This window comes from Hylemonella gracilis ATCC 19624, from assembly GCF_000211835.1.
In the GTDB taxonomy this organism is placed as follows: Bacteria; Pseudomonadota; Gammaproteobacteria; order Burkholderiales; family Burkholderiaceae_C; genus Hylemonella; species Hylemonella gracilis.
In genome coordinates this window covers 1-26641 of sequence record NZ_AEGR01000056.1, presented here as the reverse complement: position 1 = coordinate 26641, position 26641 = coordinate 1, and the positions used below count along the sequence as shown (strand labels likewise).

At 64.6% G+C, this 26641-nt stretch carries 27 protein-coding genes and 1 pseudogene; 16 read left to right on the top strand and 12 right to left on the bottom strand.

Annotated features, from left to right (window positions below):
• Positions 1–13 precede the first annotated feature (13 nt).
• From HGR_RS08465 to HGR_RS08445, 5 genes are read left to right on the top strand one after another with little or no spacing between them, the layout of a single operon-like run.
• Positions 14–808, top strand: a complete 795-nt coding sequence (locus HGR_RS08465; RefSeq protein WP_406564769.1) for an SURF1 family protein — start codon at positions 14–16, stop codon at positions 806–808.
• Positions 729–1517: a hypothetical protein gene (locus tag HGR_RS08460; protein WP_081463488.1), complete on the top strand. Its 789-nt coding sequence runs from the start codon at positions 729–731 to the stop codon at positions 1515–1517. The genes HGR_RS08465 and HGR_RS08460 overlap by 80 nt, the downstream gene beginning before the upstream one ends.
• A gap of 13 nt (positions 1518–1530) precedes the next feature.
• The gene (locus HGR_RS08455) at positions 1531–2748 is read left to right on the top strand and encodes a COX15/CtaA family protein (protein WP_006297787.1); all 1218 of its coding nucleotides are present in this window, start codon (positions 1531–1533) and stop codon (positions 2746–2748) included.
• On the top strand, positions 2745–3644 hold the full coding sequence (cyoE, locus tag HGR_RS08450; RefSeq protein ID WP_006297785.1) for a heme o synthase: 900 nt from the start codon (positions 2745–2747) through the stop codon (positions 3642–3644). The genes HGR_RS08455 and cyoE overlap by 4 nt, the downstream gene beginning before the upstream one ends.
• An 8-nt stretch (positions 3645–3652) precedes the next feature.
• Positions 3653–4246 carry an SCO family protein gene (locus HGR_RS08445; RefSeq protein ID WP_006297784.1) on the top strand — a complete coding sequence of 198 codons (594 nt, stop codon included), beginning with the start codon at positions 3653–3655 and terminating at the stop codon, positions 4244–4246.
• Positions 4247–4477: 231 nt separating this feature from the next.
• Here the strand turns inward: HGR_RS08445 and rpoH are convergent, their stop codons facing one another.
• Entirely contained in the window at positions 4478–5458 is a 981-nt protein-coding gene (gene rpoH, locus HGR_RS08440; protein ID WP_006297783.1) for an RNA polymerase sigma factor RpoH, read from the bottom strand.
• A 234-nt stretch (positions 5459–5692) separates the two neighbouring features.
• Between rpoH and HGR_RS08435 the strand changes: the two genes are divergently transcribed.
• On the top strand, positions 5693–5932 hold the full coding sequence (locus HGR_RS08435) for a (2Fe-2S)-binding protein (RefSeq protein WP_006297782.1): 240 nt from the start codon (positions 5693–5695) through the stop codon (positions 5930–5932).
• 106 nt (positions 5933–6038) lie between these two features.
• On the opposite strand, the gene bfr (HGR_RS08430) is transcribed toward HGR_RS08435, so the two are convergent.
• From bfr (HGR_RS08430) to hemA, 5 genes are all read right to left on the bottom strand, one after another.
• Entirely contained in the window at positions 6039–6521 is a 483-nt protein-coding gene (gene bfr, locus HGR_RS08430) for a bacterioferritin (RefSeq protein WP_039853015.1), read from the bottom strand.
• Between the two features lie 11 nt (positions 6522–6532).
• Positions 6533–7030 carry a bacterioferritin gene (bfr, locus tag HGR_RS08425; RefSeq protein ID WP_006297780.1) on the bottom strand — a complete coding sequence of 166 codons (498 nt, stop codon included), beginning with the start codon at positions 7028–7030 and terminating at the stop codon, positions 6533–6535.
• A gap of 191 nt (positions 7031–7221) precedes the next feature.
• Entirely contained in the window at positions 7222–8073 is an 852-nt protein-coding gene (prmC, locus tag HGR_RS08420) for a peptide chain release factor N(5)-glutamine methyltransferase (RefSeq protein ID WP_006297779.1), read from the bottom strand.
• Positions 8074–8173: 100 nt separating this feature from the next.
• On the bottom strand, positions 8174–9283 hold the full coding sequence (prfA, locus tag HGR_RS08415) for a peptide chain release factor 1 (protein ID WP_006297778.1): 1110 nt from the start codon (positions 9281–9283) through the stop codon (positions 8174–8176).
• A 3-nt stretch (positions 9284–9286) separates the two neighbouring features.
• Positions 9287–10573: a glutamyl-tRNA reductase gene (gene hemA, locus HGR_RS08410; protein WP_006297777.1), complete on the bottom strand. Its 1287-nt coding sequence runs from the start codon at positions 10571–10573 to the stop codon at positions 9287–9289.
• A 78-nt stretch (positions 10574–10651) separates the two neighbouring features.
• On the opposite strand from hemA, the gene HGR_RS08405 reads away from it, so the two are divergent.
• The 6 genes from HGR_RS08405 to HGR_RS08380 all read left to right on the top strand — a co-directional run bounded on the left by HGR_RS08405 (position 10652) and on the right by HGR_RS08380 (position 14268).
• Positions 10652–10945, top strand: coding sequence for a hypothetical protein (locus HGR_RS08405; protein ID WP_006297776.1), 294 nt, complete (start codon positions 10652–10654; stop codon positions 10943–10945).
• 32 nt (positions 10946–10977) lie between these two features.
• Complete coding sequence (locus HGR_RS08400; protein WP_006297775.1) at positions 10978–11337, top strand: YciI family protein; 360 nt, start codon at positions 10978–10980, stop codon at positions 11335–11337.
• A gap of 104 nt (positions 11338–11441) precedes the next feature.
• Entirely contained in the window at positions 11442–11996 is a 555-nt protein-coding gene (locus tag HGR_RS08395) for an SRPBCC family protein (RefSeq protein WP_006297774.1), read from the top strand.
• Positions 11997–12099: 103 nt separating this feature from the next.
• Complete coding sequence (locus HGR_RS08390) at positions 12100–12522, top strand: YciI family protein (protein ID WP_006297773.1); 423 nt, start codon at positions 12100–12102, stop codon at positions 12520–12522.
• A gap of 23 nt (positions 12523–12545) precedes the next feature.
• Positions 12546–12962 (top strand): VOC family protein, encoded by a 417-nt coding sequence (locus HGR_RS08385; RefSeq protein ID WP_006297772.1) that lies wholly within the window; start codon positions 12546–12548, stop codon positions 12960–12962.
• Positions 12963–12966: 4 nt separating this feature from the next.
• Positions 12967–14268: an RNA polymerase sigma factor gene (locus tag HGR_RS08380; protein ID WP_006297771.1), complete on the top strand. Its 1302-nt coding sequence runs from the start codon at positions 12967–12969 to the stop codon at positions 14266–14268.
• A 70-nt stretch (positions 14269–14338) separates the two neighbouring features.
• On the opposite strand, the gene ugpQ is transcribed toward HGR_RS08380, so the two are convergent.
• The 6 genes from ugpQ to ugpB form a co-directional block, all read right to left on the bottom strand.
• Positions 14339–15142, bottom strand: a complete 804-nt coding sequence (gene ugpQ, locus HGR_RS08375) for a glycerophosphodiester phosphodiesterase (RefSeq protein ID WP_006297770.1) — start codon at positions 15140–15142, stop codon at positions 14339–14341.
• Between the two features lie 30 nt (positions 15143–15172).
• On the bottom strand, positions 15173–16201 hold the full coding sequence (locus tag HGR_RS08370) for a sn-glycerol-3-phosphate import ATP-binding protein UgpC (protein WP_006297769.1): 1029 nt from the start codon (positions 16199–16201) through the stop codon (positions 15173–15175).
• 2 nt (positions 16202–16203) lie between these two features.
• The gene (gene ugpE / locus HGR_RS08365) at positions 16204–17055 is read right to left on the bottom strand and encodes a sn-glycerol-3-phosphate ABC transporter permease UgpE (RefSeq protein ID WP_006297768.1); all 852 of its coding nucleotides are present in this window, start codon (positions 17053–17055) and stop codon (positions 16204–16206) included.
• A 1-nt stretch (position 17056) separates the two neighbouring features.
• Positions 17057–17938 carry a sn-glycerol-3-phosphate ABC transporter permease UgpA gene (gene ugpA / locus HGR_RS08360; protein ID WP_006297767.1) on the bottom strand — a complete coding sequence of 294 codons (882 nt, stop codon included), beginning with the start codon at positions 17936–17938 and terminating at the stop codon, positions 17057–17059.
• Between the two features lie 51 nt (positions 17939–17989).
• Positions 17990–19495 carry a deoxyribodipyrimidine photo-lyase gene (gene phrB, locus HGR_RS08355; RefSeq protein WP_006297766.1) on the bottom strand — a complete coding sequence of 502 codons (1506 nt, stop codon included), beginning with the start codon at positions 19493–19495 and terminating at the stop codon, positions 17990–17992.
• 73 nt (positions 19496–19568) lie between these two features.
• Complete coding sequence (ugpB, locus tag HGR_RS08350; protein WP_006297765.1) at positions 19569–20921, bottom strand: sn-glycerol-3-phosphate ABC transporter substrate-binding protein UgpB; 1353 nt, start codon at positions 20919–20921, stop codon at positions 19569–19571.
• A 248-nt stretch (positions 20922–21169) separates the two neighbouring features.
• Here ugpB and HGR_RS08345 point away from each other — a divergent pair, with 248 nt between their 5' ends.
• From HGR_RS08345 to HGR_RS08330, 4 genes and pseudogenes are all read left to right on the top strand, one after another.
• The gene (locus tag HGR_RS08345) at positions 21170–25108 is read left to right on the top strand and encodes a DUF3683 domain-containing protein (protein ID WP_006297764.1); all 3939 of its coding nucleotides are present in this window, start codon (positions 21170–21172) and stop codon (positions 25106–25108) included.
• Positions 25109–25136: 28 nt separating this feature from the next.
• Positions 25137–25568: a gamma-butyrobetaine hydroxylase-like domain-containing protein gene (locus tag HGR_RS08340; protein ID WP_006297763.1), complete on the top strand. Its 432-nt coding sequence runs from the start codon at positions 25137–25139 to the stop codon at positions 25566–25568.
• Between the two features lie 13 nt (positions 25569–25581).
• A complete protein-coding gene (gene ubiE, locus HGR_RS08335; RefSeq protein WP_006297762.1) occupies positions 25582–26313 on the top strand; it encodes a bifunctional demethylmenaquinone methyltransferase/2-methoxy-6-polyprenyl-1,4-benzoquinol methylase UbiE in 732 nt (243 codons plus the stop codon).
• Between the two features lie 49 nt (positions 26314–26362).
• Positions 26363–26641, top strand: a pseudogene (locus HGR_RS08330) (hypothetical protein); the annotation flags it as partial.

Here is a 26641-nt window from a genome sequence, read left to right as displayed (position 1 = left end):
CGGGGATTATCGCGTGAGCCAACCCCGTCCGATGCTGGGGGCTCGCTTCTGGTGGGTGACGGTGGCCGCAGTGCTGGGCGTGGCTGTGACCGCCTCACTGGGGCGCTGGCAACTGACCCGTGCCGCCCAAAAAGAGGCCTTGCAAGCGGCCATCGACGCCCGGGTCAGTGAACCGCTGATCGACGCTCTGAGTCCCGAAGCTGCAGCCGTGACCGCACGCGAACCTTCGGCGGCCTTGTTGCATCGTCGGGCACTGGTTCGCGGTGTTTGGCTTGCGGAGCACACCGTCTGGCTGGATAACCGCCAGATGCATGGCCGGCCAGGCTTTTTCGTGTTGACGCCCTTGCGGCTGGAGGGCGGCGGTGTGCTTTTGGTGCAGCGTGGCTGGATGCCTCGCAACTTCGAGGACCGAACCCGCTTGCCCGCACTTCAGACCCCGCCAGGCCAGGTGGAGGTGCGTGGCATCTTGTCGCCGCCGCCGGCACGGCTTTATGAGCTCGGCGCGACCGAGCGTGGCGCAATCCGGCAGAATTTGGACTTGGACGCTTTCCGCGCGGAAACTGGTTTGCCGCTCGCGGGACTGTCCCTTCAGCAAAGCAATGCGGAGCCCGACCGCGTGCCAGCCGACGGCTTGCTGCGCGACTGGCCACAGCCGGACAGCGGCGTGGACCGGCACTATGGCTATGCGTTCCAGTGGTTCGGTCTTTGTGCCTTGATGGTTCTTCTTTATGTCTGGTTCCAAATCCTCCCCCGCTTCTTCCCCCGGCTCCGATTCGGTGGCAGCAGCCGCGCCGAAGATGGGCGCTGACCACGGCCATGCCGACCGTGACCAGGTGCTCGGCCTGACCGTCCACGGACTGCCTGAACCCGGTTCCGCGCTGGCCGAAAGCGAGCAGGCCGCACGCCGCACGCGCGTGGGCCGCTGGAAGATGCTGATGGTCTTGCTCGTGTGCGCCGCGCCGGTGGTGGTTTCGTATTTCACTTACTACGTGATCCGGCCGGAGGGGCGCCGCAACTTCGGTGAACTCATTCATCCCCAGCGTCCTGTGCCCTTGGCGCAAGCCGTGGACTTGGCGGGAGGTGCCGTGCCGCTGGACAGCCTCAAGGGGCAGTGGTTGCTGGTGAGCGTCGGCGGCGGTGCCTGCGACCAGGTCTGTCAGCAGAGGCTGTATTTCCAGCGCCAGTTGCGCGAGGGCATGGGGCGTGAGAAAGACCGCATGGATTGGGTCTGGCTCATCAACGACGCCCAGCCCGTGTCCGAGGTGTTGAGCGCCGGCTTGAAGCAGGCGACCGTGCTGCGCGTGGCGCCCGAGGTCTTGTCCGGATGGTTGATGCCGGCGGCCGGACAGGCCATGGAGGACCACATCTACGTGGTGGACCCCATGGGCAACTGGATGATGCGATTTCCCGCCCCAATGACGATGGACACCGCACCCAAGGCCAAGCGCGACCTGGAGCGGCTGCTGCGGGCGTCGTCCTCCTGGGACAAGGAAGGCCGGGAGCCAGCGGGTCGCTGAGGGCATGAACGCGATGAACCATGATGCTTACGCCCACACGGCTTTGTACGACTGGGCCCCGGTGCTTGAACTGATGGGACTGGGTCTGCTGATCGCCGCCTTGCCGCTGGTCTGGATCTGGCGGCGGCACCGGCGCGCGGGAACGTTCGGCACTGTGCAGCGCTTGCAAGCCCTGACGCTGCTGACGCTCTTCCTGACCTTCGACCTCACCTTGTTTGGTGCCTTCACGCGCCTGTCCGATTCCGGTCTGGGGTGTCCGGACTGGCCGGGTTGCTACGGTGAAGCCAGCCCGCTGGGCGCGCGCGCGCAAATCAGCGCGGCCCAGGAGGTCATGCCGACGGGGCCGGTGACCCACGGCAAGGCCTGGGTCGAGATGATCCACCGCTACCTGGCCACCGGTGTGGGGGTCTTGATCCTGGTGTTGGCCGTGGCGACATGGCGTGTGTACCTGCGCGGGCGGCGCGGACACGGGCCTGGGGGAGAGCCGGGCGCGGCATCTGGACCTCTCCACCCTGGATGGGCCACCCTGACCTTGGTCTGGGTGTGCGTGCAGGGAGCTTTCGGTGCGCTGACGGTCACGATGAAGCTTTTTCCCGCCATCGTGACCCTGCATTTGCTCGGAGCCTTGTTCTTGTTGGCCTTGCTGAGCTGGCAGGCAGTGCGTTACGCGCAGTGGCATGACGAGGGCGCCCTGCAAGCCAAGGCCGCGGCCATGCCGCGCGACTTGCGAATCTGGCTCGCTCTCGGGCTGGCCGCGCTGGTCGTTCAGATCGCGCTCGGGGGGTGGGTCAGCACGAACTACGCGGTTCTGGCATGCACCGAGTTTCCCCTGTGTCAGGGAGGTCTCTGGCCTGACATGGATTTCGCACAGGGCTTCGAGCTGTGGCGGGCGCTGGGATTGACCGGGGCGGGCGAGCACATCACTTTCGCCGCTTTGACGGCGATCCACTACACGCACCGACTGGCTGCCTACGCCGTGATCGCCCTGCTGACCTGGCTGGCTTGGCGGCTCTGGGCCTTGCCAGCCTGGCGTCGCACCGGCCAGGCCCTGGCGGGCCTGTTGCTGCTGCAGTTTTTGACGGGTCTGTCCAACGTGGTGCTGGGCTGGCCTCTCCCAGCGGCCTTGCTGCACACCGGTGGCGCCGCAGCCCTGCTGGTGCTGCTGGTGTGGAGCATGGCGTCGGCTTCCATGCCTTCCCTCACACGCGTCCGTTCCAAGGAGTCTGCATGAACACATCCCTGGCGACGCCGGCTTCGCCCTCCATCTTCCGCCAGTTCTACGCGCTGACAAAACCCAGGGTTGTGCAGCTCATCGTCTTTTGCGCCTTGATCGGCATGGTGCTGGCCGTGCCCGGGCTGCCCAGTTGGGACGAGCTGCGCCTCATGATCTTGGCTTGCATGGGCATTTGGCTGGTGGCCGGGGCCGCGGCCGCCTTCAATTGCCTGGTGGAACAAGGCATCGATGCCAAGATGAAACGCACGGCTTGGCGACCAACGGCCAAGGGCGAACTCGCCGACTGGCAGACTCTGCTGTTTTCGGCATTGTTGTGCCTGGCTGGGTCCGTGCTGCTGTATGTCTGGGTCAATCCACTCACGATGTGGCTGACTTTCGCGACCTTCGTGGGCTATGCGGTGGTCTACACCGTGATCCTCAAGCCCCTGACGCCGCAAAACATCGTGATTGGCGGCGCCTCTGGCGCCATGCCGCCCGTATTGGGCTGGGCCGCGATGACCGGGGAGGTTGGACCCGAGGCCTTGATTCTTTTCCTGATCATCTTTCTCTGGACCCCCCCGCATTTCTGGGCGCTGGCCCTGTACCGGGTGGAGGACTACCGCCAGTCTGGCTTGCCCATGCTGCCGGTGACCCATGGCAATGAGTTCACGCGCCTGCAGATCCTCCTCTACACCCTGGTGCTGTTCGCGGCTTGTCTGATGCCTTTTGTCTTTGGGATGAGTTCCTGGTTGTACCTGGCTGCAGCTTGCGTGCTCAGTCTTGGCTTTTTCGTTCACGCCTTCAAACTTTGGCGCGATTACTCGGATGCCTTGGCGCGCAAGACCTTCCGCTTCTCTCTCATTCACCTGAGCGCCCTCTTCGCCGCGCTCCTGCTCGACCATTACCTGTTGTGAGGTTCACCATGAAAAAGCTGCTGTGTGTGCTGGGCGCGGTTCTGATCCTTGGGGCGTGTTCCGAGGGGAAGCAGGCGCAATTCAACGCCATCGACATCACCGGCGCGGACTACGCCAAGGGTTTTGCACTGACCGACCACGATGGTCAGCCGCGCACCCTCGCTGATTTCAAAGGCAAGGTCGTCGCCATGTTCTTCGGCTACACGCAATGCCCGGATGTCTGCCCGACGACGATGACGGAAATGGTCGCCGTCAAGCAGGCCTTGAGCGCGGGTGGCCGGGCCGATGGCGATAAGCTGCAAGTGCTGTTCGTCACGGTGGATCCCGAGCGCGACACGCCCGCCATCATGAAGAACTACATGGCAGCCTTTGATCCCGCATTTCTCGCGCTGTATGCCAGCAGCCCGGAACAACTGGCCGCACTCGCCAAGGATTACAAGGTTTACTACAAGAAGGTCGATGGCAAGGCGCCGGGCAGCTACACCATGGACCACTCGGCTGGCCTGTACCTCTACGACACACAAGGACGCCTGCGTCTCTATGCCCGCTATGGCAGCAGCGTGGAATCCTTGACCGCGGACATCCGCCAACTTTTGAAATAAGAACGACCCAAGTCGTGGCGTCGGCGGACGCTGGTGATCGCTTGGTTGGAGTCCCTGACACCCACTCTGGCATCGCTCCAATGCCATGGACTCGCCCGATATGACGGACGTCGACGGCCACCTACCCGCATGAAAAAGGCCCGGGCGCAGACCCGGGCCTTTCTTTTCAACAGGGTAGGGAGCGAGCACTGCTAGCACTACGCGTGCAGTCCGCAGCGTTGCTCCACGCGCTCAGGCGTATTCCGCCAAGGCCGTCTTCATCTTCTTCATGGCCGCCACCTCGATTTGGCGGATTCGTTCGGCGCTCACGCCGTACTCGGCAGCGAGCTCATGCAGCGTCATGCCACCGGATGCGTCGTCGTTGACCTTCAACCAGCGTTCCTCGACGATGCGCCGGCTGCGCGGGTCCAGGGCGTCCAGCGCCTTGGCGATGCCGTCGGTCGCCAGGCGGTCACGCTGACGCGCCTCGATCATCGCCGTGGGCTCATGGCCTGCGTCGGTCAGGTAGGCAATCGGGCCGAAGCTGTCCTCACCGTCCTCGCCCGGACCGGGGTCCAGCATCACGTCGCCACCGGACAGACGGGTTTCCATCTCGATGACTTCCTCGCGCTTGACGTTCAGCTCTCGCGCCATCTGGTCGATTTCGTGTTCGCTGAGGGTCTCGCGGTGCGTTGCCGCGTCCAAACCATCGTGCAGGGAGGAGTCGGCGGCGCTCGCTGCCTTGTAGCCCTGCTTTTTCGAGCGCAGGTTAAAGAACAGCTTGCGCTGGGCCTTGGTGGTTGCCACCTTGACCATGCGCCAGTTCTTCAGGATGTACTCGTGAATCTCGGCCTTGATCCAGTGCAGCGCGTAGCTCACCAGGCGCACACCCTGATCTGGATCGAAGCGCTTGACGGCCTTCATCAGGCCCACATTGCCTTCTTGGATCAGGTCGCCGTGCGGCAGGCCATAGCCCATGTATTGGCGTGCCGTGGCAACCACCAAGCGCAGATGCGACAGAACCAGCTTACCGGCTGCCTCCAGGTCGTTGTTGTCACGGAATTTGCGCGCGAACTCCTGCTCTTCCTCCGCAGTGAGCATGGGCATGCGGTTGACTGCCGTGATGTAGGCGTCAAGATTCCCCAACGGAGGCACGAGGGCCCAGGGGTTGGCCACAGCCAGAGCGGCGGAAGAGGGGGCCGAGGATGTGGATACAGCAGTCATGGCGGTCATTCCAGCACTCCTTTCAAGAGCGGTTCCGGAGATATTAGCACTCTCTTCGATTGAGTGCTAAGCCGGAAGTTCCGCCCCTAGTCCCCTCAGGGTGGCCAGCGGGCGGAGACCATAAAAAGGCTCGCCCCGGGCCGTTTAACGCACGGTTTGTGGTGGTATTACAAACCATTATCATTTGTGTGCGTTATGATCTGGGCCTCAACAGCCCGTGCAGATCCCTAGGACCTGGATGCCATGATTGTCTGTGTTTGCCACCGCGTCTCCGACCACACGATTGCCCATGCAGCGCGATCAGGGGCCGAGTTCGACGACATCCAGCTGGAACTGGGTGTGGCCACGCAATGCGGCAAATGCGAAGACTGCGCCCGCGCGCTATGGTCTCAGTGCCGGCCCAGCCACAAGCTGGCGCATTTGAGCCAAGCCCTGCAGATGCCGGGTGCGCAACAGCCCGTGACCTGGATGGCTGCTGCCTAACGACCACGCCTTCCTGCTTCTAGATTGCCAGTAAAAAGGGCCGCATCAGCGGCCCTGGCTTTTGGGGCCCTCAAGCTGGCCTGGTGCGCTTCGCTGAATCAGCGGCCTACGAGGATGAATCGCCCATCTGCGTCTGCAGATAGTTGGGCAGGGTGACGTCGCTGATCAGACGCTGCTGCGTTTCCAGCCAATCGATGGCTTCCTCGCAGTGCTCCAGCAATTCTTCGAGCAACTCGCGGCTCACGTAGTCTTCGCACTGTTCGGCCAACGCGATGGCGGCCAGCAACTGCGGGCGCTGGATCTCCGTTTCACACTTCAGATCGCTTTGCAGGCATTCCACGGGGTTTTCGCCGATATGCAGCTTGCCCAAGTCTTGCAGGTTGGGCAGACCTTCGAGGAAGAGGATGCGCTCGATCAATTCGTCGGCTTCCTTCATCACTCGAATGGACTGCTTGTATTGGTAGTCGTTGAGTTTCTCCAGTCCCCAGTTGCGAAACATGCGCGCGTGCAGGAAATACTGGTTGATCGCGGTGAGCTCGTTCTTGAGCACCTTGTTCAGAGCGTCGATGATTTTCTTGTTGCCTTGCATGGCGAGCTCCTTCATGTCGAGGCGGTGCCGCTGCTCGCGTCACCCATCTGGCTTTGCTGATAGTTGGCCAGACCGACCATGTCGATGAGTCGAATCTGCTTTTCCAGCCAGTAGGCGTGATCCATCTCGGTATCGTCCAACTGGACAACCAGCATTTCACGCGTGACGTAATCCTGGGCTTGTTCAGCGATGGCGATCGCCTTTTTCAAATCGGCGGTCACGCTGTATTCAACGGCCAGATCGGCCTTGAGCATCTCCGGCACATTCGAGCCGATTTTCAGCGCATGACGCTTGGAAAGATCGGGCGTGCCTTCCAGGAAGAGGATGCGCTGGATCAGCGCGCGGGCGTGCTGGCGCTCGTGTTCGGATTCATGCAGCGCTTGCGTTGCCAGATGGTGCAAGCCCATGTCGGCATACATTTCGCCGTGCTGAAGGTATTGATCCACCGCAGTCAACTCGCCGGCGAGCAGCTCGTTGAGGGTGGTGATGATTTGTTGTTTGCCCTGCATGACAAGCCTCCGATGCGCAAATGGGATGCGCGATTCTCATGCGGTCTGGCGTAAACACAAAACCAAGGTCTTAAGAAATCGCATTCGGATTGAAAACCAGACTCAATTGATGCGCCTCCACGCCGTCCAGTTCGGCGTGCATGGTGCGCCCCAGCATGGGCGCGGTGGGCTGGAGTCGCCTTTGTCCGATCTCAGCCTGGCCAGCGGCCGCCACTGCACCGCTCGATGCCCGCGAGATCACGGCGTGATTGCACGTCCGCGAAGCCGGCCCGTGTCAGCAGCTCGCGTACCGCCAGCGCCTGGTCCCAACCATGCTCCAGCAAGAGCCATCCTCCCGGGCGCAGGTTGTCGGGTGCCTGTCGAACGATGATGCGGATGGCGTCCAGACCGTCAGGGCCGGAGATCAGGGCCAGTCGCGGCTCATGTCCCAGTGCGGCGAGGTGTGGATCACCTTCGGCGATGTAGGGGGGGTTGGACACAATGAGGTCATATCGCGCCGAGATGCCAGTGAGCCAGGCGCCGAGCATGAACTGCACCCGCAAATCCAGGCGTTCGGCATTCGCCTGCGCCAAGGCCAGCGCGTCGGGGCTGACGTCCAGGGCATGCACCTCGCCGGTTCGCCCGGTTTGCGCGAGGAAGCGGGCCATGGCCAAGGCCACGGCACCGCTGCCCGTGCCCAGATCAATGATCTGGGGGGGCGGGTCCTCGGCCTGGCCGATGTCGGTCAGGCATTCGAGGGCCCAATCGACCAGAGTTTCCGTGTCGGGCCGCGGGATCAGTACCCGGCCATCGACCTGCAGCGGCATCCCGTGGAACTCGATCTTGCCCGTCAAGTAGGGCAGAGGTGTACCGGAAGCGCGTCGCCGGGCCAGTTCGATGTACCGCAGTTCGGCCGTGCCGGCGAGGGAGTCTGTGTCATGCGCGATCAGCCAGGCGCGGTCGATGAGCGGCTTGTCCAGGGCGTGCAGCAGCAGCAGTTGCGCTTCCCGCCGATCCAGACCCAGGGAGGAACAAGCGGTGTTGATGGCTTGTTGTATCTGCATGACGCCTATTAGAACCCTGGGACGTAAAGCACCCGTGAATGTGGGGCAAATCGTCTGTACCCAGTTCGTACGCCCCCAGGCATGGCACGTGGGTGTTGATTCAGTGCTGAGCGACTTCGAGTTCGGCCAGTAGCTCGGCTTCGCGCGCATGCCGCAAGGCCTGCACCACGTCGTCCAGCGCGCCTTCCATCACCTGGCTGAGCTTGTAGAGCGTCAGGTTGATGCGGTGGTCGGTCAGGCGGCCTTGGGGAAAGTTGTAGGTCCGGATGCGGTCGCTGCGGTCGCCGCTGCCAATCAATCCACGGCGAGTCGCCGCATCCTTGGCGGCGCGCTCGCTACGCTCTTTTTCCTGGATGCGCGCGGCAAGCACCTGCAAGGCCTTGGCCTTGTTGCGGTGCTGACTGCGATCGTCCTGGCATTCGGCGACGATGCCGGTCGGAAGGTGCGTGATGCGCACGGCCGAGTCGGTCTTGTTGATGTGCTGCCCGCCGGCTCCGCTGGCGCGAAAGGTGTCGATGCGCAGTTCGGCTGGATTGATCTGCACCGCCTCCTGTTCATCGGGTTCGGGCAGCACGGCCACCGTGCAGGCACTGGTGTGGATGCGTCCTTGTGTCTCCGTGGCGGGCACGCGCTGCACGCGGTGCCCGCCGGATTCAAAACGCAGTTCACCATAGACGCCAAGGCCCGAGGGAGATTCGGCGTTGCCGCCGTCGATGCGCAGCACGACTTCCTTGTAGCCGCCCAGCTCGCTCGGCGACTCGCTCATGATTTCCGTCTTCCAGCCGCGCTGATCGGCATAGCGCGTGTACATGCGCAGCAGGTCGGCCGCGAACAGGGCCGATTCGTCCCCGCCGGTGCCGGCGCGGATCTCCAGGAAGGCGTTGCGCGCGTCGTCGGGGTCCTTGGGCAGCAGCAGGCGCTGCAATTCGTCTTCCAGCCGGACCAAGTCGGCCATGGCCGCGGTGATCTCTTCCTGGGCGATGTCCGTCATGTCCGGCTCGGCCAGCATCTCCCGCGCGCTGGAGAGGTCCGTTTCACGCTGGCGGTACTGGGCATAGCGCCCGGCGATCGCGGTGACCTCGTTGTGCTCGCGTGACAGGGCGAGGAACTGCTTCATGTCGCCCATGATGTCCTCGCGGCTGAGCAGGAAGTTCAGTTCATCGAGGCGCTGGGCATACCGCTCCAGCTGCTGACGCAGGAAGTCTTTCAATGGTTAACGCTCTTTGCGCAGGAAGATGCGCTGAATGGCTTGCGCCGCGCGCTCGCGCGCGGCGCCGTCGCCCGTGTTCAGTTCGGCCAGGGCGCCGTGAAGCATCTTCTGCGTCAGGCCTCGGGCCAGCGCTTCGAGCACGGCCTCCGTGCTTTCGCCCTTGGCCATGAGCTTGCGCGCGCGGGCCAGTTCGGCGGCGCGCCAATGTTCAGCCTGGGTGTTGAGTTGCTGGATGAGAGAGACCACGCCATTGGCCGGATCGCGCTGATCCATCCAGTGCATGAAGTTGCGCACACCGGTGTCGATGATGGCCTCGGCCTGAGCCACGGCGGCCTGACGTTGGGCCTGACCCGCTTGCACCACGGTGGCGAGATCGTCCACGGTGTAGAGGTAGACATCGCCCAGCTGGCCCACTTCGGGTTCGATGTCACGCGGCACGGCCAGATCCACCATGAACATGGGGCGGTGCTTGCGCTGCTTGAGCGCTCGCTCGACCGCGCCCAGGCCGATCAAGGGCAGGGTACTGGCGGTGCAGGAGATGACGGCGTCGAATTCATGCAGGCGCGTTGGCAGGTCGGCCAGGCGCATGGCCTCGCCGCCGAAGCGCGTGGCCAGGGCTTCACCGCGTTCCAGGGTGCGGTTGGCGATGGCGACGGACAAGGGGTTCTTGGCCGCGAAATGGGTGGCGGCGAGCTCGATCATCTCGCCGGCGCCGACGAACAGGATGCGAATCTGGCGCAGGTCCTCGAACAGATTGCCGGCCAGCCGAACGGCGGCGGCGGCCATGCTGATGCTGTGCGCGCCAATCTCGGTGGAACTGCGCACTTCCTTGGCCACGGCGAAGCTGCGCTGGAACAGCTGATTCAGGGTCTGGCCCAACGCACCCGCCTCCTCGGCGGCACGCACGGCGTCCTTCATCTGGCCCAGAATTTGGGCCTCGCCCAGGACCATGGAATCCAGCCCGCTGGCCACCCGGAAGGCGTGGCGCGCTGCTTCATCCCCTTGCAGCATGTAGGTGTGGCTGCGCAGCTCCTCGGGAGAAATGCCGCCGCTGTGCGCCAGCCATTGCAAGGTGGGCGCGATGTCAGCCGCCTCGCTGGCGCAATAAATCTCGGTCCGGTTGCAGGTGGACAGGATGGCCGCCTCGGCCAGGCGACCCTGCGGCGCGGTGCGCAGGGCCTCGCGCAGATTGTCCAGGGTCGGGGGCAGTTGCTCGGGCGCAAAAGCAAATCGACCGCGCAGATCCAGCGGCGCGGTCGTGTGGTTGATGCCGAGAGCCCAGACGGCCATGGAAGAGTTCTTATGCAAATGCAAGTCGCGAGAGGGCTGAATTATAAAATTTGCGCAAGCACCTGACCGTCGTCCACCATGAACCCCTCCGATTCCACCTCTCTCCTGCTCTGGCATGGGCTCAATTTCGCCGCGCCAGCGGCTGTATTGGCGCTTTTGCTGCCGCTGCTGGGGCGCCTCTTGCTGGGGCGGCGCGCGGCCTTGTTGCCCTGGTGGGGGCAGATGCTGGCCCAGTGGCTCATGGGCCTGACCGTGCTGGCGGCGTGCTTCTGGCAATTCGGGCACGACGGTCAAATGGCCTCGTATGCGGCGTTGGTCGTGGGCGCGGGCACCTTGCAATGGGTGCTTTTGCGTGGCTGGCGCACAGCCTGAACATTATTCCTTCACCTGAACTGGCGCACCTCATGCCTTACATGCTGTTGATCCTGGAGCCCGTCGGGCAACGAGAAGCCCGAAGCGAGGCCGAAGGCCGGGTGCTATACGAACGCATGCAACGTTATGCGCGCGAGTTGCAAGCCCACGGGCTGCTCAGCGGCGCGGAGTCTCTGGCTTCACAGCGCACGGCCACCCGCGTTGGTCGTGCCAGCGTCAATGGCGCGGTCCAGGTGCTGGACGGGCCCTTTGCCGAAGCCAAGGAAATGGTGGGCGGCTATTTCTTGCTTGACTGTGCGACCCGTGAGCAGGCGGTGGAAATTGCCCGGGCTTGTCCAGCGGCCGAGTGGGCCACTGTCGAAGTGCGCGAATTCGGTCCCTGTTTTCTTTGAAAGTGGGCGAGAGCCCATTTTTTTGGTGACCCGTGTCGATCTGAGGTGCGCTGCTTCGTCGTGGGATCAGGGCCGATGTCCGGCCCGTTTCCAGGAGTCGCTTCATGATCATCAAATCTTTGCTGGCCATCGCCGCCGTGCTCGCGCTCGCCGTGGCCGCCTTGTTGCTTTACGCGTCGCGCCAACCTGACAGTTTCCAAGTTCAGCGCAGTGTGCGCATCCAGGCGGGTGCCGAGCGGATTCATCCGTTGATCAACGACTTGCGCCAGTTCAATGTCTGGAACCCTTACATGAAGAAGGATCCAGGCATGATCACCCGCTATCGCGGACCGGCGGCCGGTCCAGGCGCGGGGTTCGATTTCGAAGGTGACGAACGCACCGTGGGACGGGGCAGCATCGCGATTGTCGAATCCACGGCCCCCGAACGCGTGGGGATGACCCTGGACATGCTGTCGCCCTTCGAAGCCCACAATCGGGTCACTTTCACCCTGACGCCGCGGGGCAGCGGCGTCACCGAAGTCACTTGGGCCATGGAGGGCGTGGGGCCGCTGCCTTTGATGGCCAAGGTCATGCATGTCTTTTTCGACATGGATCGCATGGTCGGCACCGATTTCGAGGCGGGGCTGGCCGGTCTGAAGGCGCTGGCCGAGCGCACCTGAACCCCTGCACGCCTGCACGCTCGCACGCAATTTTTTGCACGCCCCGTCGATTTCCTTCCACGTCTTTCGTCGTGGGAATGAAACGCCAAGAAAGGATCTGCTCATGCGCTTCATGATCATCGTCAAGGCCACCGCCGATACCGAGGCTGGCCGCTTTCCCGACAATCCTGAACCTGTGTTCGCCGCGATGGCGGCCTATCACGAGGAGCTGGCCCAGGCGGGTGTCCTGCTCGATGGTTCCGGCCTGCAGCCCAGCAGCAAGGGCTGGCGCGTGCACTATGGCGCCGACGGCAAGCGGACCGTGGTCGACGGCCCCTTCACCGAGAGCAAGGAACTGATCGCAGGCTACACCTTGATCCAGACGCGCAGCCGCGAGGAGGCGCTGGAATGGACCCGCCGCTTTCCGAACCCCATCAACGAGGGTGTGCCCTGCCATGTCGAGGTGCGCCAGCTCTTCGAGATGGAAGACTTTGATGGCCTGCTGTCGGAGTCCACGGCCGAGCGCTTCCGCAAGATCGACCTGTGACAGGAACCACGAGGAGAGCCAGCATGACCCGCAAAATCTTTGTCAACCTGCCCATCGAGGACATGGCCCGCTCCCAGGCCTTCTTCCGTGCCCTGGGTTTCGACTTCAACCCGCAATTCACCAACGAGCAGGGCGCCTGCATGGTGGTGTCCGAGGACATCTTCGTGATGCTGCTGGTCAAGCCCTTCTTCCAGAGCTTTCTGCGCGGCACCACCATCGCCGACGCGCGTCAGACCACCGAGGTGCTGGTGGCTTTGTCCTGCGACAGCCGGGCCGAAGTGGACGAACTGGTGCGCAAGGCCCTCGCCCACGGTGGCCGCAGCGCGCGTGACGCGGAAGATCACGGCTTCATGTACGCACATGCCTTCTGCGACCCGGACGGCCACATTTGGGAGCCCGTGTGGATGGATCCGGCGGCGATGGACACGCCGCCCAACTGAACGCATGCATTCGGCCACCCATCAGGCGATCGCCGCAGTCTGGCGCATCGAGTCGGCCCGCATCGTCGCGGTGGTCGCGCGTATGGTGCGCGACCTCGGGGTGGCCGAGGAACTGGCGCAGGACGCGCTGGTGGCGGCGCTGGAGCATTGGCCGCGCGAGGGCATTCCGGACAAGCCTGGCGCCTGGCTGACCACGACGGCCAAGCGTCGTGCACTCGACCACCTGCGCCACGGCAAGATGCGCGACGACAAGCTGCAGCAGCTGGGTGCCGACCTGGAGGCCCAGGAAGCGCTGGTCGTGCCCGATTTCGTGGACGCTCTGGACGCAGCGCGGCAGGATGACATCGGCGACGACCTGCTGCGCCTGATCTTCACCGCCTGCCACCCGGTCCTGTCGGCCGAGGCGCGGGTTGCGCTCACGCTGCGGCTGCTGGGGGGCTTGAGCACCCACGAAATCGCCCGGGCCTTCCTGGCGAGCGAGCCCACCATCGCCCAGCGGATCGTGCGCGCCAAGCGCACGCTGGCGGAGGCCCAGGTGCCTTATGAAGTGCCTCGCGGCGCGGAGTTGGCGCCCCGGCTGGCCTCGGTGCTGGAGGTGATTTACCTCGTGTTCAACGAGGGCTATACCGCCACGGCGGGCGAGGACTGGATGCGGCCCGCGCTGACCCAGGAGGCTTTGCGGCTGGCGCGCATGCTGGCCGAGCTGGCGCCGCGGGAACCCGAGGCGCAGGGACTCGTGGCCCTGCTGGAACTGCAGTCATCCCGGCTGGCGGCGCGCACCGACCGCGAGGGACGCCCCATCCTTTTGCAGGACCAGGACCGCGCGCGCTGGGATCACTTGCTGATCCGCCGTGGGCTGGCGGCCTTGGCGCGGGCCGAAACTCTGCACGGCGGTTCGACCGAGGAAGGTGCGGTGCCCGGCCCCTACGTCTTGCAAGCGGCGATCGCGGCCTGTCATGCCCGCGCGGCCACCCCGCAGGCCACCGATTGGGCTCGCATCGCCGAGCTGTACGCCGTTCTGGCCCAGATCCGACCCTCACCGGTCGTGGAGCTCAACCGCGCGGTGGCCGTGGGCATGGCCTGGGGGCCGCAAGCGGGCTTGGACATCGTGGATGCCTTGCGGGACGCGCCTGCGCTGCGCAATTACCAGTGGCTGCCCAGCGTGCGCGCCGATCTGCTGATGAAGCTGGGCCGGTATGCCGAGGCGCGTGCCGAGCTGATGCGGGCCGTGGCCCTGACCTCTAACGCCCGCGAACGCGAGCTGTTGCTGGAACGGGTGGCGGCCTTGCCGGTCGAGGCACCCTGATCGCGCCGTTGCTGCGCGCCCGGCGCGAGCCGCTCAGTCCGCGTGCGTTAGCGTTCGTGCCCGCAGACGTTCAAATCGGCTTGAACAGATCGACCCGGTCCGTGATGATGCCGTCCACACCCAGGGCGAGCAGGCGTTGCACATTGGCTTCGTCGTTGACCGTGTAGCACAGGGCGCGCAGGCCGGCTTGCCGCAACTGGGCCATGTAGGCCGCGTCGGCCAGCTTGTGGTTGCAGACCACGGCCACGCAGCCCAGGGCCTGGGCGGTGGCGAGCCAACCGTCCCACAGCGTGTCGATCAGCAGGCCGCGCGGCAGCTCGGGTCGCGCAGCCTTGGCGGCGGCCAAGGCCTCGGGGCGGAAGGACGTCAGGAACGGCGGCACAGGCTGGCCCTGCCACAGGCGCGCGGCGTGCTCGGCCACGACCCGGCCGGTTTCTTCCTCGGTGTCCGGCGTGGGTTTGATCTCGATGTTCAGGAAGAACTGGTTGGTCAAGCAGTAGCTGGCGATGGCTTCGAAGCTGGGCAGCGGTTCGCCCGCGTAGGCCGGACTGTGCCAGCGGCCGGCATCCAAACGCGACAGCGCGCTCCAGGGGTGTTCGCCCCCCACCATGCTGACGCTGTCGCCGGGTTGACCGTCCGCGTTGGCGCGCAGCTTGACCGGTCCGTCGGTCGTGCGCTCCAGGGTCGCGTCGTGCATCAGGAAGGGCACGCCATCGGCCGAGAGCTTCACGTCGCATTCGAACATGCGGTAGCCATGCGAAGCGCCCAGCCGGAAGGCGGCCAGGGTGTTCTCAGGCGCCAGCTTGCCGGCGCCGCGGTGGGCGATCCAACGGGGGTAGGGCCAGGCTGGGGTGTTGCCAGAGGAGGCGGACATGGGTGTTGTCGAGGGTGAGTTCGAAGTCGATTACAGGCGCTTGCCGCTGGCCGCGTCGAACTGGTGGACGTGTTCCGATGCGAAAGTCAGGTGCACGTTGGCGCCGTTGGTGTACGGCGTGGGGGTGACCTGGCTTTCGTCGACGCGCACGATGACCTGCTCCTCACCCACGCGGGTGTAGAGCAGGCGTTCCGCGCCGAGCAGTTCCTGGGTTTCCAACCTTGCCGACCAACCTTCACCGCTGCTGGCAATGCGCAGATGCTCGGGGCGGACGCCCAGGATGGCGCCGGGCTTCACACCCGGTGCGTGCTTCAGCAGGTTCATCGGCGGCGAGCCGATGAAGCTGGCGACGAAGGTCGAGGCCGGGCGGTGGTAGACCTCCTGCGGCGTGCCGAACTGTTCCATCACGCCCGCGTTCATCACGATCATGCGCTGGGCCAGCGTCATGGCCTCGACCTGATCGTGCGTGACGAAGAGGCTGGTGATGCCGAGTTCGCGGTGCAGTTTCTGGATTTCCAGGCGGGTCTGGGCGCGCAGCTTGGCGTCCAGGTTGGACAGCGGCTCGTCGAACAGGAAGACCTGGGGCTGGCGTACGATGGCGCGGCCCATGGCCACGCGCTGGCGCTGGCCACCCGAAAGCTGGCGCGGCTTGCGGTCCAGCAGATGGCCCAGTTCGAGGATGGCCGCGGCCTTGTCCACGCGGACCTTGATCTCGTCCTTGGGCACCTTGGCGATCTTCAGGCCGTAGGCCATGTTGTCGAACACGCTCATGTGCGGGTAGAGCGCGTAGTTCTGGAACACCATGGCGATGTCGCGTTCGGCGGGCTCCAGGTTGTTGACCACGCGATCACCGATGGAGATCGTGCCGTCGGAGATTTCCTCCAGGCCCGCGACCATGCGCAGCAGCGTGGACTTGCCGCAGCCCGAGGGACCCACGATCACGATGAATTCACCATCGGCGATCTCGGCATTGACGCCGTGGATGACTTGATTGCCTTTCTGGCCCTTCACGGTGGAAGGGTAGCGTTTGACGAGGTTGCGCAGCGAGATGGCCGCCATGTTCATTTCTCCGTATCCACAAGGCCCTTGACGAACCATTTCTGCATCAATATGACCACCAGCACCGGCGGCAGCATGGCCAGGATGGCCGTGGCCATGACCACATTCCAGTCATTGGCCGCGTCGCCGCCCGCGAGCATGCGCTTGATGCCGATGACCACTGGGTACATGTCTTCCTTGGTTGTGACCAGCAGCGGCCAGAGGTACTGGTTCCAGCCGTAGATGAACTGGATCACGAACAGGGCCGCGATGCTGGTGGCCGACAGCGGCACCAGCACGTCTTTGAAGAATCGCATGGGCCCCGCGCCGTCCATGCGCGCGGCTTCCACCAGTTCATCGGGCACGGTCAGGAAAAACTGCCGGAACAGGAAGGTGGCGGTGGCCGAGGCGATGAGCGGCACCGTGAGCCCCGCGTAACCGTTGAGCATGTTCAGGTCGGCCACCACCTGGTAGGTCGGACCGATGCGCACTTCCACCGGCAACATCAGCGTGATGAAGATGGCCCAGAAGCAGGCCATCTTGAACGGGAAGCGGAAGTACACGATGGCGAAGGCCGACAGCAGCGAGATCGCGATCTTGCCGATGGTGATGATCAGGGCGCTGACCAAGCTGACCCACATCATGCGGCCGACCGCCGCCTGCGAGCCGCCGCCGGCGCCTTCGCCCAGCAGGGCGCCCTTGTAGCTGGCCCAGATGTTGTCGCCGGGCAGGATGGGCATGGGCGCCTGCACGATCTCTTGCGAGGTGTGAGTCGAGGCCACGAAGGCCAGGTAGACCGGGAAGACGATCAGGATGACGCCCAGGCACAGCACCACGTGCGCCAGGATGCCCAGGGTGAGACGGCGTTCAACCATATCAATAGTTCACCTTGCGCTCGACATAACGGAACTGGATCACCGTGAGCGCGATCACGATGCCCATGAGCACCACCGACTGCGCGGCGGAGCTGCCCAGGTCCATGGCCTTGAAGCCGTCGTAGTAGACCTTGTAGACCAGGATGGAGGTTTCCTTGCCCGGGCCGCCGCTGGTGGCGGCGTCGACGATGGCGAAGGTGTCGAAGAAGGCGTAGACCACGTTCATCACCAGCAGGAAGAAGGTGGTCGGCGACAGCAGCGGGAACTGGATGGTCCAGAAACGCCGCCAGGGGCCGGCGCCGTCGATGGCGGCGGCTTCGATCAGCGATTTCGGAATGCTTTGCAGCCCGGCCACGAAGAAGAGGAAGTTGTAGGAAAACTGCTTCCAGATCGCCGCGGCCACGATCAGCGCCATGGCATGCTCGCCCTTGAGCAGGTGGTTCCAGGGGATGCCCATCCGCTCCAGCGCCCAGGCCACGGGCCCGATCGAGGGCGAGAACATGAAGACCCACATCACCGCCGCCACCGCTGGCGCGACCGCGTAAGGCATGATGAGCAAGGTGCGGTAGACCATCACGCCGCGCGTGATCCGGTCGGCGAAGACGGCCATCAGCAGCGCCAGGGACAAGCCAATCACCGCCACCAGCACCGAGAAGTAGGCCGTGGTCTTGAACGAGGCCAGGTAGCCTGGGTCGCCGAACAGGCGTTCGAAGTTTTCGAGTCCGACCCATTCGGTGGAGATGCCGAAGGTGTCCTGTTGCTGGAAGGATTGCAACAAGGCCTGGGCCGCGGGCCAGAAGAAGAACACGCTGATGATGAGCAACTGCGGCAGCAGCAGGGCCCAGGGCAACCAGCGGGAGCGGAAGAGGACGCGTTTTTCCATGCGTGGATCTGTGTAGCCGCCGCGGTGGGCGGCGGGAATAGGGGCAGGAGTCTAACCGGGATGGTGAGGGCCAGGCCCTGCGCCTGTCCCGGGGGCCGCTGGGATGTCGTCCGCGGCGTCCGACCCGCCTGCCGGGGCCTGCCCCAGGCTGGCGAACAGGGCGATGGTGGCCTTGCGGCTGGCGCCCAGGTCCACCATGGGCGCCGGGTAGCCGGGGGGCGGCCCGGAGGGCGCGAGGTGGGGCGCATGGATCGCCTTGTCGCTCAAGCCCGCCAGCTCAGGAACCCACAGGCGGATGAACTGGCCGCGCGGGTCAAAGCGCTGCGACTGGGTGATGGGGTTGAAGATACGGAAATAAGGTGCGGCATCGGTGCCCGTGGACGCGCTCCATTGCCAGCCGCCGTTGTTGGCCGCGAAGTCCCCGTCGATCAGTTGCTCCATGAAATAACGCTCGCCCCAGCGCCAGTCGATCTGCAGGTTTTTGGTGAGGAACATGGCCACCAGCATGCGCAGGCGGTTGTGCATCCAGCCGGTGGCGTTCAACTGGCGCATGGCGGCATCGATGATGGGGATGCCGGTGCGGCCCTGGCGCCAGAGCGCGAAATCCTCGGGAGCCTGGCGCCAGGGGAAAGCCTCGGTGTGGACCTGCATGGCGCGGTGCATGCAGACCTGGGGATAGTCCACCACCAGGTGCTGGTAGAACTCACGCCAGATCAGTTCGCTGATCCATGTGCTCACGCCCGCGTTGGCGTTCCAATCTCCGCCGGTGCGAGACAGCACCGCCGCGAGGGCTTGCCGTGGCGACAGCGCGCCGATGGCCAGGTAGGGCGACAAGCCGGAGGTTCCGGCCACGGCCGGCAGGTCGCGTTGGGTCTGGTAGTGGTCGAGGTCTTGCGCCACGAAGCGTTGTAGCCGTGCCCGCGCCACGGCTTCGCCGGCCGGCCAGGGCGTGCTCAGGTCGCGCAGTTCCTGGCCCTCGAACAAGTGGTCAATGTCCTGCGCGCTGGCGGATGGACAGGGTAGTGCCGCCTGGTGCGCGGGGGCCTCCACGGGGCGCAGGGGCAGCAGGCTGGCCAACTGCAGCCATTTGCGTTTGTAGGGCGTGAAGACCTTGTAGGGGGTGCCCGCCTCGTTGCGCACCTTGCCCGGGGGGATGACCACCCGGTCGTGGCAGCGCTTCACCGTCACGCCTTGCGCGCGCAGCAACTGGTTGACCTGCTGGTCGCGGTTCAGCTCATCGAGCGGGTACTCGGCGTTGAAGAAGCAATGGCTGATGCCGTGGTCCCGCGCCAGACGGGCCAGGGCCGGCGCGATCTCGCTCACCTGCGCCACGCGCAACACCTGCAGTGCAATGTGATGGCGTGCCAGTTCCGTCGTCAGCAGGTGCAGGTGGCGGCGCGCGAAATCCAGCCGCGACGGCGCGATGGGGAAGCGCGTGACATAGGCGTCGCAATGCACATAGACCGCGATCACACCTTGCCGCAACTCGGCGGCGGCGTGCAGGGCCGGGTTGTCGTGCAGGCGCAGATCGTTGCGCAGCCAGACCAGAGCCGTCATGGTGGGGAGGACCTGTAAAGAAAAACCGCCATCCCAAGGCGGGATGGCGGTGATCGTGGATGGAGGGCGAGGTTTACTTGTTCGCCTTCTCGAAGCGCTCCAGCAGTTCGTTGCCGCGGCTCACGATGCTGTCCAGCGCATCCTTGGCGGACTTCGTGCCAGCCCAGACCTGCTCGAGTTCTTCGTCCTCGATGGTGCGGATTTGCACATAGTTGCCCAGACGGATGCCACGGCTCTTGTCGGTCACCTTGCGGATCATCTGCGTCACGGCCACGTCGGTGCCCGGGTTTTGCTTGTAGAAGCCCGAGGCCTCGGTCAGCTTGTAGGCGGCGGTGGTGACGGGCAGGTAGCCGGTGCGCTTGTGGCTTGCGGACTGCACTTCAGGCGTGGAGATGAAGTTGAAGAAGGTGGCCACACCCTTGTATTCCTCGGCCTTCTTGCCGCTCATCACCCACAGGCTGGCGCCGCCAATCACGGTGTTTTGCGGTGCGCCCTGGACATCCGGGTAGTAGGGCAGGGTGCTTAGGCCGTAGGCGAACTTGGCATTCTTGGAGACATTGCCGTAGAAGCCCGAGGACGTGGTGATCATCGCGCACTCACCCGACACGAAGCTGGCTTCGGCCTTGTTGCCGCGGCCCTTGTAGGCCATGCTGCCGTCCTTGGCCATCTTGGCCAGGGTTTCGATGTGCCGCACGTGCAGCGGCGAGTTGATCTTCATGCGCGCGTCCAGGCCGCCAAGGCCGTTCTGCTCGGTCGCGAATTCCACGTTGTGCCAAGCCGAGAAGCTCTCGAGCTGGGTCCAGCCCTGCCATGCGGGCGTGAACGCGCACTTGTGGCCGCTGTCCTTGAGCTTGGTGGCCGCGGCCACGACTTCGGGCCAGGTGGTCGGGGCCTTGTCCGGGTTCAGGCCGGCGGCCTTGAAGGCGTCCTTGTTGTAATAAAAGATGGTCGTCGAGCTGTTGAAGGGGAAGCTCAGCATCTGGCCATTGGGGGCCGTGTAGTACCCGGCGACGGCGGGCACGTAGGCGCTGGGGTCGAACTTGAAGCCCGCGTCGGCCATCACCTTGCCCACGGGCACCACGGCGCCCTTGCTGGCCATCATGGTCGCGGTGCCCACTTCGAACACCTGCAGGATGTGCGGGGCGTTGCCAGCGCGGAAGGCGGCGATGGCGGCGGTCATGGATTCGTCATACGTGCCCTTGAAGACCGGCGTGATCTTGTACTCTTTCTGGCTTTCGTTGAACTGCTTGGCCAGGTCATTGACCCATTCGTTGTTCACGGCCGTCATCGAGTGCCACCACTGGATTTCGGTCTGGGCCTTGGCCGCAGGAGCGAAGCTCAGGGCCGAGAGCGCGGAGACGACCGTCAGCGCCAGCGTGCTGAGCGGGCGGCGGGCCAAGGTGTGGGCAAACGAGTTTGTTTTCATGTGGGATCAATCCTAGGAAGGGTTGCGTAAGTCGCGCAGCGTAGAACGCAATTGTGACAAACGGATTAAGCCCGGATGACGGCACCCTCGCGCTCCGGGATTTCCATAGGATGGACGCGCCCAGGGTCGTTCGGCCCAGCCACAGGCCCGCTGCGGGGCGCTGGGGTAACATCCAGTTTCAGCCGGTGTTGGCCTTACGTGTTGGTACCTGCTCCCAGGCAAACTTCGGGCTGAAATTTCAGGTTTCCATGAACGCACCGACCTTGCCAAACGCCGTAGCGGACGCCGTCCGCGCGCACGATCACGAGCGCATCCGCGAAATTCCGTACAACTACACCTCCTACTCCGACCGCGAGATCGTCCAGCGACTGCTCGGCGAGCGGGCCTGGGAGGTGTTGAACCAGTTGCGTGAGGAACGCCGCACGGGCCGCTCCGCCCGCATGCTGTACGAGGTGCTGGGTGACATCTGGGTGGTGCAGCGCAATCCTTATTTGCAGGATGACTTGCTGGACAACGCCAAGCGGCGTGCTCAGTTGGTCGAAGCCTTGCACCATCGACTGGGCGAGGTGGAAAAGCGCCGCCGGCCCGTGCCCGCCACAGCCACCCAAGACGCAACCGCGCCCGCCTTCGACGCCAAACGGGATGCTCTTGTCGGCGAGCTGCTGAATGCCGCGCGCGCCGCGGTGGAAGCCTTTGATCAGAATTTCCGCGAGGTCGAGAGCCTGCGCCGCAAGGCCCAGCGCGTGCTGTGCCGCCTGACGGCCCGCGACAACGTCAAGTTCGACGGCCTGTCGCGCGTTTCGCACGTGACCGACGCCACCGACTGGCGCGTGGAGTATCCCTTTGTTGTGCTCACCCCCGACAGCGAGGAAGAGATGGCCGGCCTGGTGCGCGGCTGTATTGAGCTGGGCCTGACCATCGTGCCGCGCGGCGGCGGCACCGGGTATACCGGGGGCGCCATCCCGCTGACCTGGAAAAGCGCGGTCATCAATACCGAGAAGCTGGAGGCCATGACCGAGGTCGAAATGGTCTTGCTGCCGGGGCTGGACAAGCCGGTCCCGACGGTCTGGACCGAGGCCGGCGTCGTCACCCAGCGCGTGGCCGACGCGGCCGAGCGCGCGGGCTTCGTCTTTGCCGTGGACCCGACCAGTGCCGAGGCCTCGTGCGTGGGCGGCAACATCGCCATGAACGCGGGTGGCAAGAAAGCCGTGCTCTGGGGCACGGCGCTCGACAACCTGGCGAGCTGGCGCATGGTCACGCCCGACGCCGAGTGGCTGGAGGTGACGCGCATCCGCCACAACCTTGGCAAGATCCATGACGCCGACGTCGCCAGCTTCGAGCTGAAGTACTTCGACGCCTCGGGCAAGAAGCTGCGCCGCACCGAGCGGCTGGACATCCCAGGCCCGCGTTTCCGCAAGGAAGGCCTGGGCAAGGATGTGACGGACAAGTTCCTCAGTGGTCTGCCCGGCGTGCAGAAGGAAGGCTGCGACGGCCTGATCACCAGCGCGCGCTGGGTGGTGCATCGCATGCCCGAGCACACCCGCACGGTCTGCCTGGAATTCTTCGGCCACGCCAAGGACGCGGTGCCCAGCATCGTGGAGATCAAGGACTTCATGTTCGCCGAGCAAAAGCGCAGCGGCACCTTGCTCGCCGGTCTGGAGCATCTGGATGACCGCTACCTGAAGGCCGTGGGCTACGCCACCAAGAGCAAGCGCGGCGGCCTGCCCAAGATGGTGCTGATTGGCGACATCGTGGGCGACGACCCGGACCAGGTGGCGCGCGCCGCCAGCGAGGTCGTGCGCATGGCGAACTCCCGCAGCGGCGAGGGCTTCACCGCCATCAGCCCCGAGGCCCGCAAGAAGTTCTGGGCCGACCGCAAGCGCACCGCGGCGATCAGCAAGCACACCAACGCCTTCAAGATCAACGAAGACGTGGTGATCCCGCTGCCGCGCATGGCCGAGTACACCGACGGCATCGAGCGCATCAACATCGAGCTGAGCCTGCGCAACAAGCTCAAGCTGGCTGACGAGTTGGACGCCTTCTTTCAGCGCCCCGACCTGGCGACCTTGCTCAAGGCCGGCAAGCAGGCGGCGGACGATGGCAGCGAGGTGTCGGCGGCGGAGCTCTTGCCCGAGCGCGCGAGTCAGGCCTTGACCTTGGTGCGCGCGGTGCGAGCGCAATGGCAGGACTGGCTCCAGCGCGTCGACGTGCTGTTCCCCCAGTTGCAGAACCATGAGCTGCGCGCCAGCTGGAAGACCCAGATCCGCCAGCCTCTGCAGGCTGTCTTCACCGGCGGGGCTTTCCAGCCCCTGCTGGATGAATGCAATGCCATCCACAAGCGCGTGCTCAAAGGCCGGGTCTGGGTGGCGCTGCACATGCACGCCGGCGACGGCAATGTGCACACCAACATTCCCGTCAACAGCGACGACTACGAGATGCTGCAGACCGCCCACGAGGCGGTGGCCCGCATCATGAAGCTGGCGCGTTCGCTCGACGGCGTCATCTCGGGTGAGCACGGCATCGGCATCACCAAGCTCGAGTTCCTAACCGACGACGAACTGCAGCCCTTTGCCGACTACAAGGCCCGGGTCGATCCGCAGGGCCGTTTCAACAAAGGCAAGCTGCTGCGGCATCTGCCAGTCGCGCAGGACGACGAGGACATGCACGCCGCCGATCTGAGTCAGGCCTACACGCCCAGCTTTGGCCTGATGGGGCATGAATCGCTGATCATGCAGCAGAGCGACATCGGCGCCATCAGCGACAGCATCAAGGACTGCCTGCGCTGCGGCAAGTGCAAGCCGGTCTGCGCGACCCATGTGCCGCGCGCCAACCTGCTCTATTCGCCGCGCAACAAGATCCTCGCCACCTCGTTGTTGGTCGAGGCCTTCCTCTACGAGGAGCAGACCCGCCGCGGCGTCAGCATCAAGCACTGGCAGGAGTTCGAGGACGTGGCCGACCACTGCACGGTCTGCCACAAGTGCGAGTCGCCCTGTCCGGTCAAGATCGACTTCGGCGACGTGACCATGAACATGCGCAACCTGTTGCGCAAGATGGGCAAGAAGAGTTTCCGCCCCGGCAACGCGGCGGCCATGTTCTTCCTGAACGCGACCAATCCGGACACCATCAAGCTGATGCGCGGCGCCATGGTCGGCGTGGGATTCAAGGCCCAGCGCCTCGCCAACGACCTGTTGCGCCGACTGACCCGTGCCCAAACCGCCAAGCCCGCCGCCACGGTGGGCGCGCCGCCAGTCAAGGAACAGGTGATCCACTTCATCAACAAGAAGTTGCCGGGTGGCCTGCCCAAGAAGACCGCGCGCGCGCTGCTGGACATCGAAGACAAGAACTACGTGCCCATCATCCGCGACGCGGCGCGCACGACGGCGGAGACCGAGGCCGTGTTCTATTTCCCGGGCTGCGGCTCGGAACGCTTGTTCAGTCAGGTGGGCTTGGCCACCCAGGCCATGCTCTGGCACGCGGGTGTGCAGACCGTGTTGCCGCCGGGCTACCTCTGCTGCGGCTACCCGCAACGCGGCAGCGGGCAGTTCGACAAGGCGGAGAAGATGATCACGGACAACCGGGTGCTCTTCCACCGCGTGGCCAACACCCTGAACTACCTGGACATCAAGACCGTGGTGGTGAGCTGCGGCACCTGCTACGACCAGCTTCAGGGCTACAAGTTCGAGGACATCTTCCCCGGCTGCCGCATCATCGACATCCACGAGTTCCTGCTCGAAAAAGGCCTGAAGCTCGAGGGCGATGGCGCCTATCTGTACCACGACCCCTGCCACACGCCGCTCAAGCTGCAGGAGCCCATGAAGACCGTGAAGGCGCTGGTGGGCGCGAACGTGGTCAAGAGCGAGCGTTGCTGCGGCGAAAGCGGCACCTTCGGCGTGACCCGGCCTGACATTTCGACCCAGGTGCGCTTCCGCAAGGAAGAAGAGCTGAAGAAAGGCGAGGCCGCGCTGCGCGAGACGGGCTTGGTGGGCGGCAAGGACGACCTGAAGATTCTGACCAGCTGCCCGAGCTGCCTGCAAGGCCTGAACCGCTACGGCAACGACCTGGACAACGGCCTGCTGGAAGCCGACTACATCGTGGTCGAGATGGCACGCAAGATCCTGGGCGAGGATTGGATGCCGAAGTACGTCGCCGCAGCCAATGCTGGCGGCATCGAGCGCGTGTTGGTCTGACGCGCGCACATTTGGAGGAGACCCACAAATGGCTGGTTTGAAAGCGGGCTCGCCCAAGCCGCTGAACATGACGGTGCACGGCAAATCGCGCGTGCTCGAAGTGGCATTCACCGACGGCAAGATTTTTCGCATCCCCTTCGAGCTGATGCGCGTCTATTCCCCCTCGGCCGAGGTGCAAGGGCATGGTCCGGGCCAGGAAGTCCTGCAGACCGGCAAGCGCGAGGTGGAACTGGTGGGGCTGGACCCGGTGGGCAACTACGCCGTGCAGCCGGCTTTCAGCGATGGCCACAGCAGCGGCCTCTACACCTGGGACTATCTGTATTTGCTGGGCTCGCAAGAGGCGCGTCTGTGGGCCGAGTACGAGGCCAAGTTGCAGGCCGCGGGCCTGAACCGCGACGCGCCGATGCCCAGCAGCGCGGGCCACGGCCATGGCGGGCATGCCTGCGGCCATCACCATTGAGACAGGGCCATTCATGAGTCAGACCCACTTTGGTTTCGAAACGGTCGATGAGACCGAAAAAGCACGGCGCGTGCGTGGCGTGTTCGACTCCGTCGCTTCCAAGTACGACGTGATGAACGACCTGATGTCCGGTGGCTTGCACCGGCTCTGGAAGCGTTACACCGTCATGGTGGCCAACCTCAAGGAAGGCCAGCGGGTGCTGGACATCGCGGGGGGGACCGGGGACCTCGCGCTGGCCTTCGCGCGCGAGGTGGGTAAGACCGGGCAAGTGGTGCACACCGACATCAACCAAGCCATGCTGCGCGTGGGTCGCGACCGCCTGCTGGACGCGGGCGTGGTATTGCCCACGGTGGTCTGTGACGCGGAAAAGTTGCCTTTCCCCGACGGGCATTTCGACCTCGTCAGCGTGGCCTTCGGTCTGCGCAACATGACCCACAAGGACATCGCCCTGGCCGAGATGCGCCGGGTGCTCAAGCCCGGTGGCCGCTTGCTGGTGCTGGAGTTTTCCAAGGTCGCGCCTCCCCTGGAGCGGGCCTACGACTGGTACTCGTTCAAGGTGCTGCCGCTGCTGGGCAAGTTCGTCGCGGGCGACGCGGACAGCTACCGGTATCTGGCCGAGTCCATCCGCATGCACCCGGGTCAGGAGGAACTGAAGGCCTTGATGCACAAAGCCGGATTCGGTCATGTGGACTTCCATAACCTGACGGGTGGTGTGGTCGCCTTGCATGTTGGAATCAAGACCTGATACGTTTCGACATTCGTAGTTCACGTTCGTTTTGTTTGGGGGTGGGTGCATGAAGCGCGGGTTGTATGGGCTGAAGCAAGGCGGGGCCCTTGTCCTCTCTGCGGCATTGGGACTGGTGCTGGTGCTGGGTTCGACCGAGGCCGAGGCGCGCCGTCTGGCTGGCGGGTCTTCCGTTGGCAAGCAGTCTGGCAATGTGATGCGGCGCGATGCGCCGGCCCAGCCACCGGCTTCGACCCCCGCTGCTTCACCTTCGTCCGCGCAGAATGCCCCGGCTGCCGCTGGCAGCCCCGCGACGCCCGCCAATGCGGCGGCGCCCGCGGCTTCCCAG

Coding starts and splice junctions, on each gene's coding strand:
- HGR_RS08345 (WP_006297764.1), top strand. CDS start 21,170: ATGAACGCACCGACCTTGCCAAACGCCGTAGCGGACGCCGTCCGCGCG.
- HGR_RS08385 (WP_006297772.1), top strand. CDS start 12,546: ATGACCCGCAAAATCTTTGTCAACCTGCCCATCGAGGACATGGCCCGC.
- HGR_RS08400 (WP_006297775.1), top strand. CDS start 10,978: ATGCCTTACATGCTGTTGATCCTGGAGCCCGTCGGGCAACGAGAAGCC.
- HGR_RS08460 (WP_081463488.1), top strand. CDS start 729: ATGTCTGGTTCCAAATCCTCCCCCGCTTCTTCCCCCGGCTCCGATTCG.
- HGR_RS08340 (WP_006297763.1), top strand. CDS start 25,137: ATGGCTGGTTTGAAAGCGGGCTCGCCCAAGCCGCTGAACATGACGGTG.
- bfr (WP_006297780.1), bottom strand. CDS start 7,030: ATGCAGGGCAAACAACAAATCATCACCACCCTCAACGAGCTGCTCGCC.
- rpoH (WP_006297783.1), bottom strand. CDS start 5,458: ATGACCGCCATGACTGCTGTATCCACATCCTCGGCCCCCTCTTCCGCC.
- HGR_RS08435 (WP_006297782.1), top strand. CDS start 5,693: ATGATTGTCTGTGTTTGCCACCGCGTCTCCGACCACACGATTGCCCAT.
- HGR_RS08380 (WP_006297771.1), top strand. CDS start 12,967: ATGCATTCGGCCACCCATCAGGCGATCGCCGCAGTCTGGCGCATCGAG.
- ugpB (WP_006297765.1), bottom strand. CDS start 20,921: ATGAAAACAAACTCGTTTGCCCACACCTTGGCCCGCCGCCCGCTCAGC.
- HGR_RS08445 (WP_006297784.1), top strand. CDS start 3,653: ATGAAAAAGCTGCTGTGTGTGCTGGGCGCGGTTCTGATCCTTGGGGCG.
- HGR_RS08370 (WP_006297769.1), bottom strand. CDS start 16,201: ATGGCGGCCATCTCGCTGCGCAACCTCGTCAAACGCTACCCTTCCACC.
- ubiE (WP_006297762.1), top strand. CDS start 25,582: ATGAGTCAGACCCACTTTGGTTTCGAAACGGTCGATGAGACCGAAAAA.
- ugpE (WP_006297768.1), bottom strand. CDS start 17,055: ATGGTTGAACGCCGTCTCACCCTGGGCATCCTGGCGCACGTGGTGCTG.
- ugpQ (WP_006297770.1), bottom strand. CDS start 15,142: ATGTCCGCCTCCTCTGGCAACACCCCAGCCTGGCCCTACCCCCGTTGG.
- ugpA (WP_006297767.1), bottom strand. CDS start 17,938: ATGGAAAAACGCGTCCTCTTCCGCTCCCGCTGGTTGCCCTGGGCCCTG.
- HGR_RS08395 (WP_006297774.1), top strand. CDS start 11,442: ATGATCATCAAATCTTTGCTGGCCATCGCCGCCGTGCTCGCGCTCGCC.
- HGR_RS08390 (WP_006297773.1), top strand. CDS start 12,100: ATGCGCTTCATGATCATCGTCAAGGCCACCGCCGATACCGAGGCTGGC.
- cyoE (WP_006297785.1), top strand. CDS start 2,745: ATGAACACATCCCTGGCGACGCCGGCTTCGCCCTCCATCTTCCGCCAG.
- HGR_RS08405 (WP_006297776.1), top strand. CDS start 10,652: ATGAACCCCTCCGATTCCACCTCTCTCCTGCTCTGGCATGGGCTCAAT.
- bfr (WP_039853015.1), bottom strand. CDS start 6,521: ATGCAAGGCAACAAGAAAATCATCGACGCTCTGAACAAGGTGCTCAAG.
- phrB (WP_006297766.1), bottom strand. CDS start 19,495: ATGACGGCTCTGGTCTGGCTGCGCAACGATCTGCGCCTGCACGACAAC.
- HGR_RS08455 (WP_006297787.1), top strand. CDS start 1,531: ATGAACCATGATGCTTACGCCCACACGGCTTTGTACGACTGGGCCCCG.
- prmC (WP_006297779.1), bottom strand. CDS start 8,073: ATGCAGATACAACAAGCCATCAACACCGCTTGTTCCTCCCTGGGTCTG.
- hemA (WP_006297777.1), bottom strand. CDS start 10,573: ATGGCCGTCTGGGCTCTCGGCATCAACCACACGACCGCGCCGCTGGAT.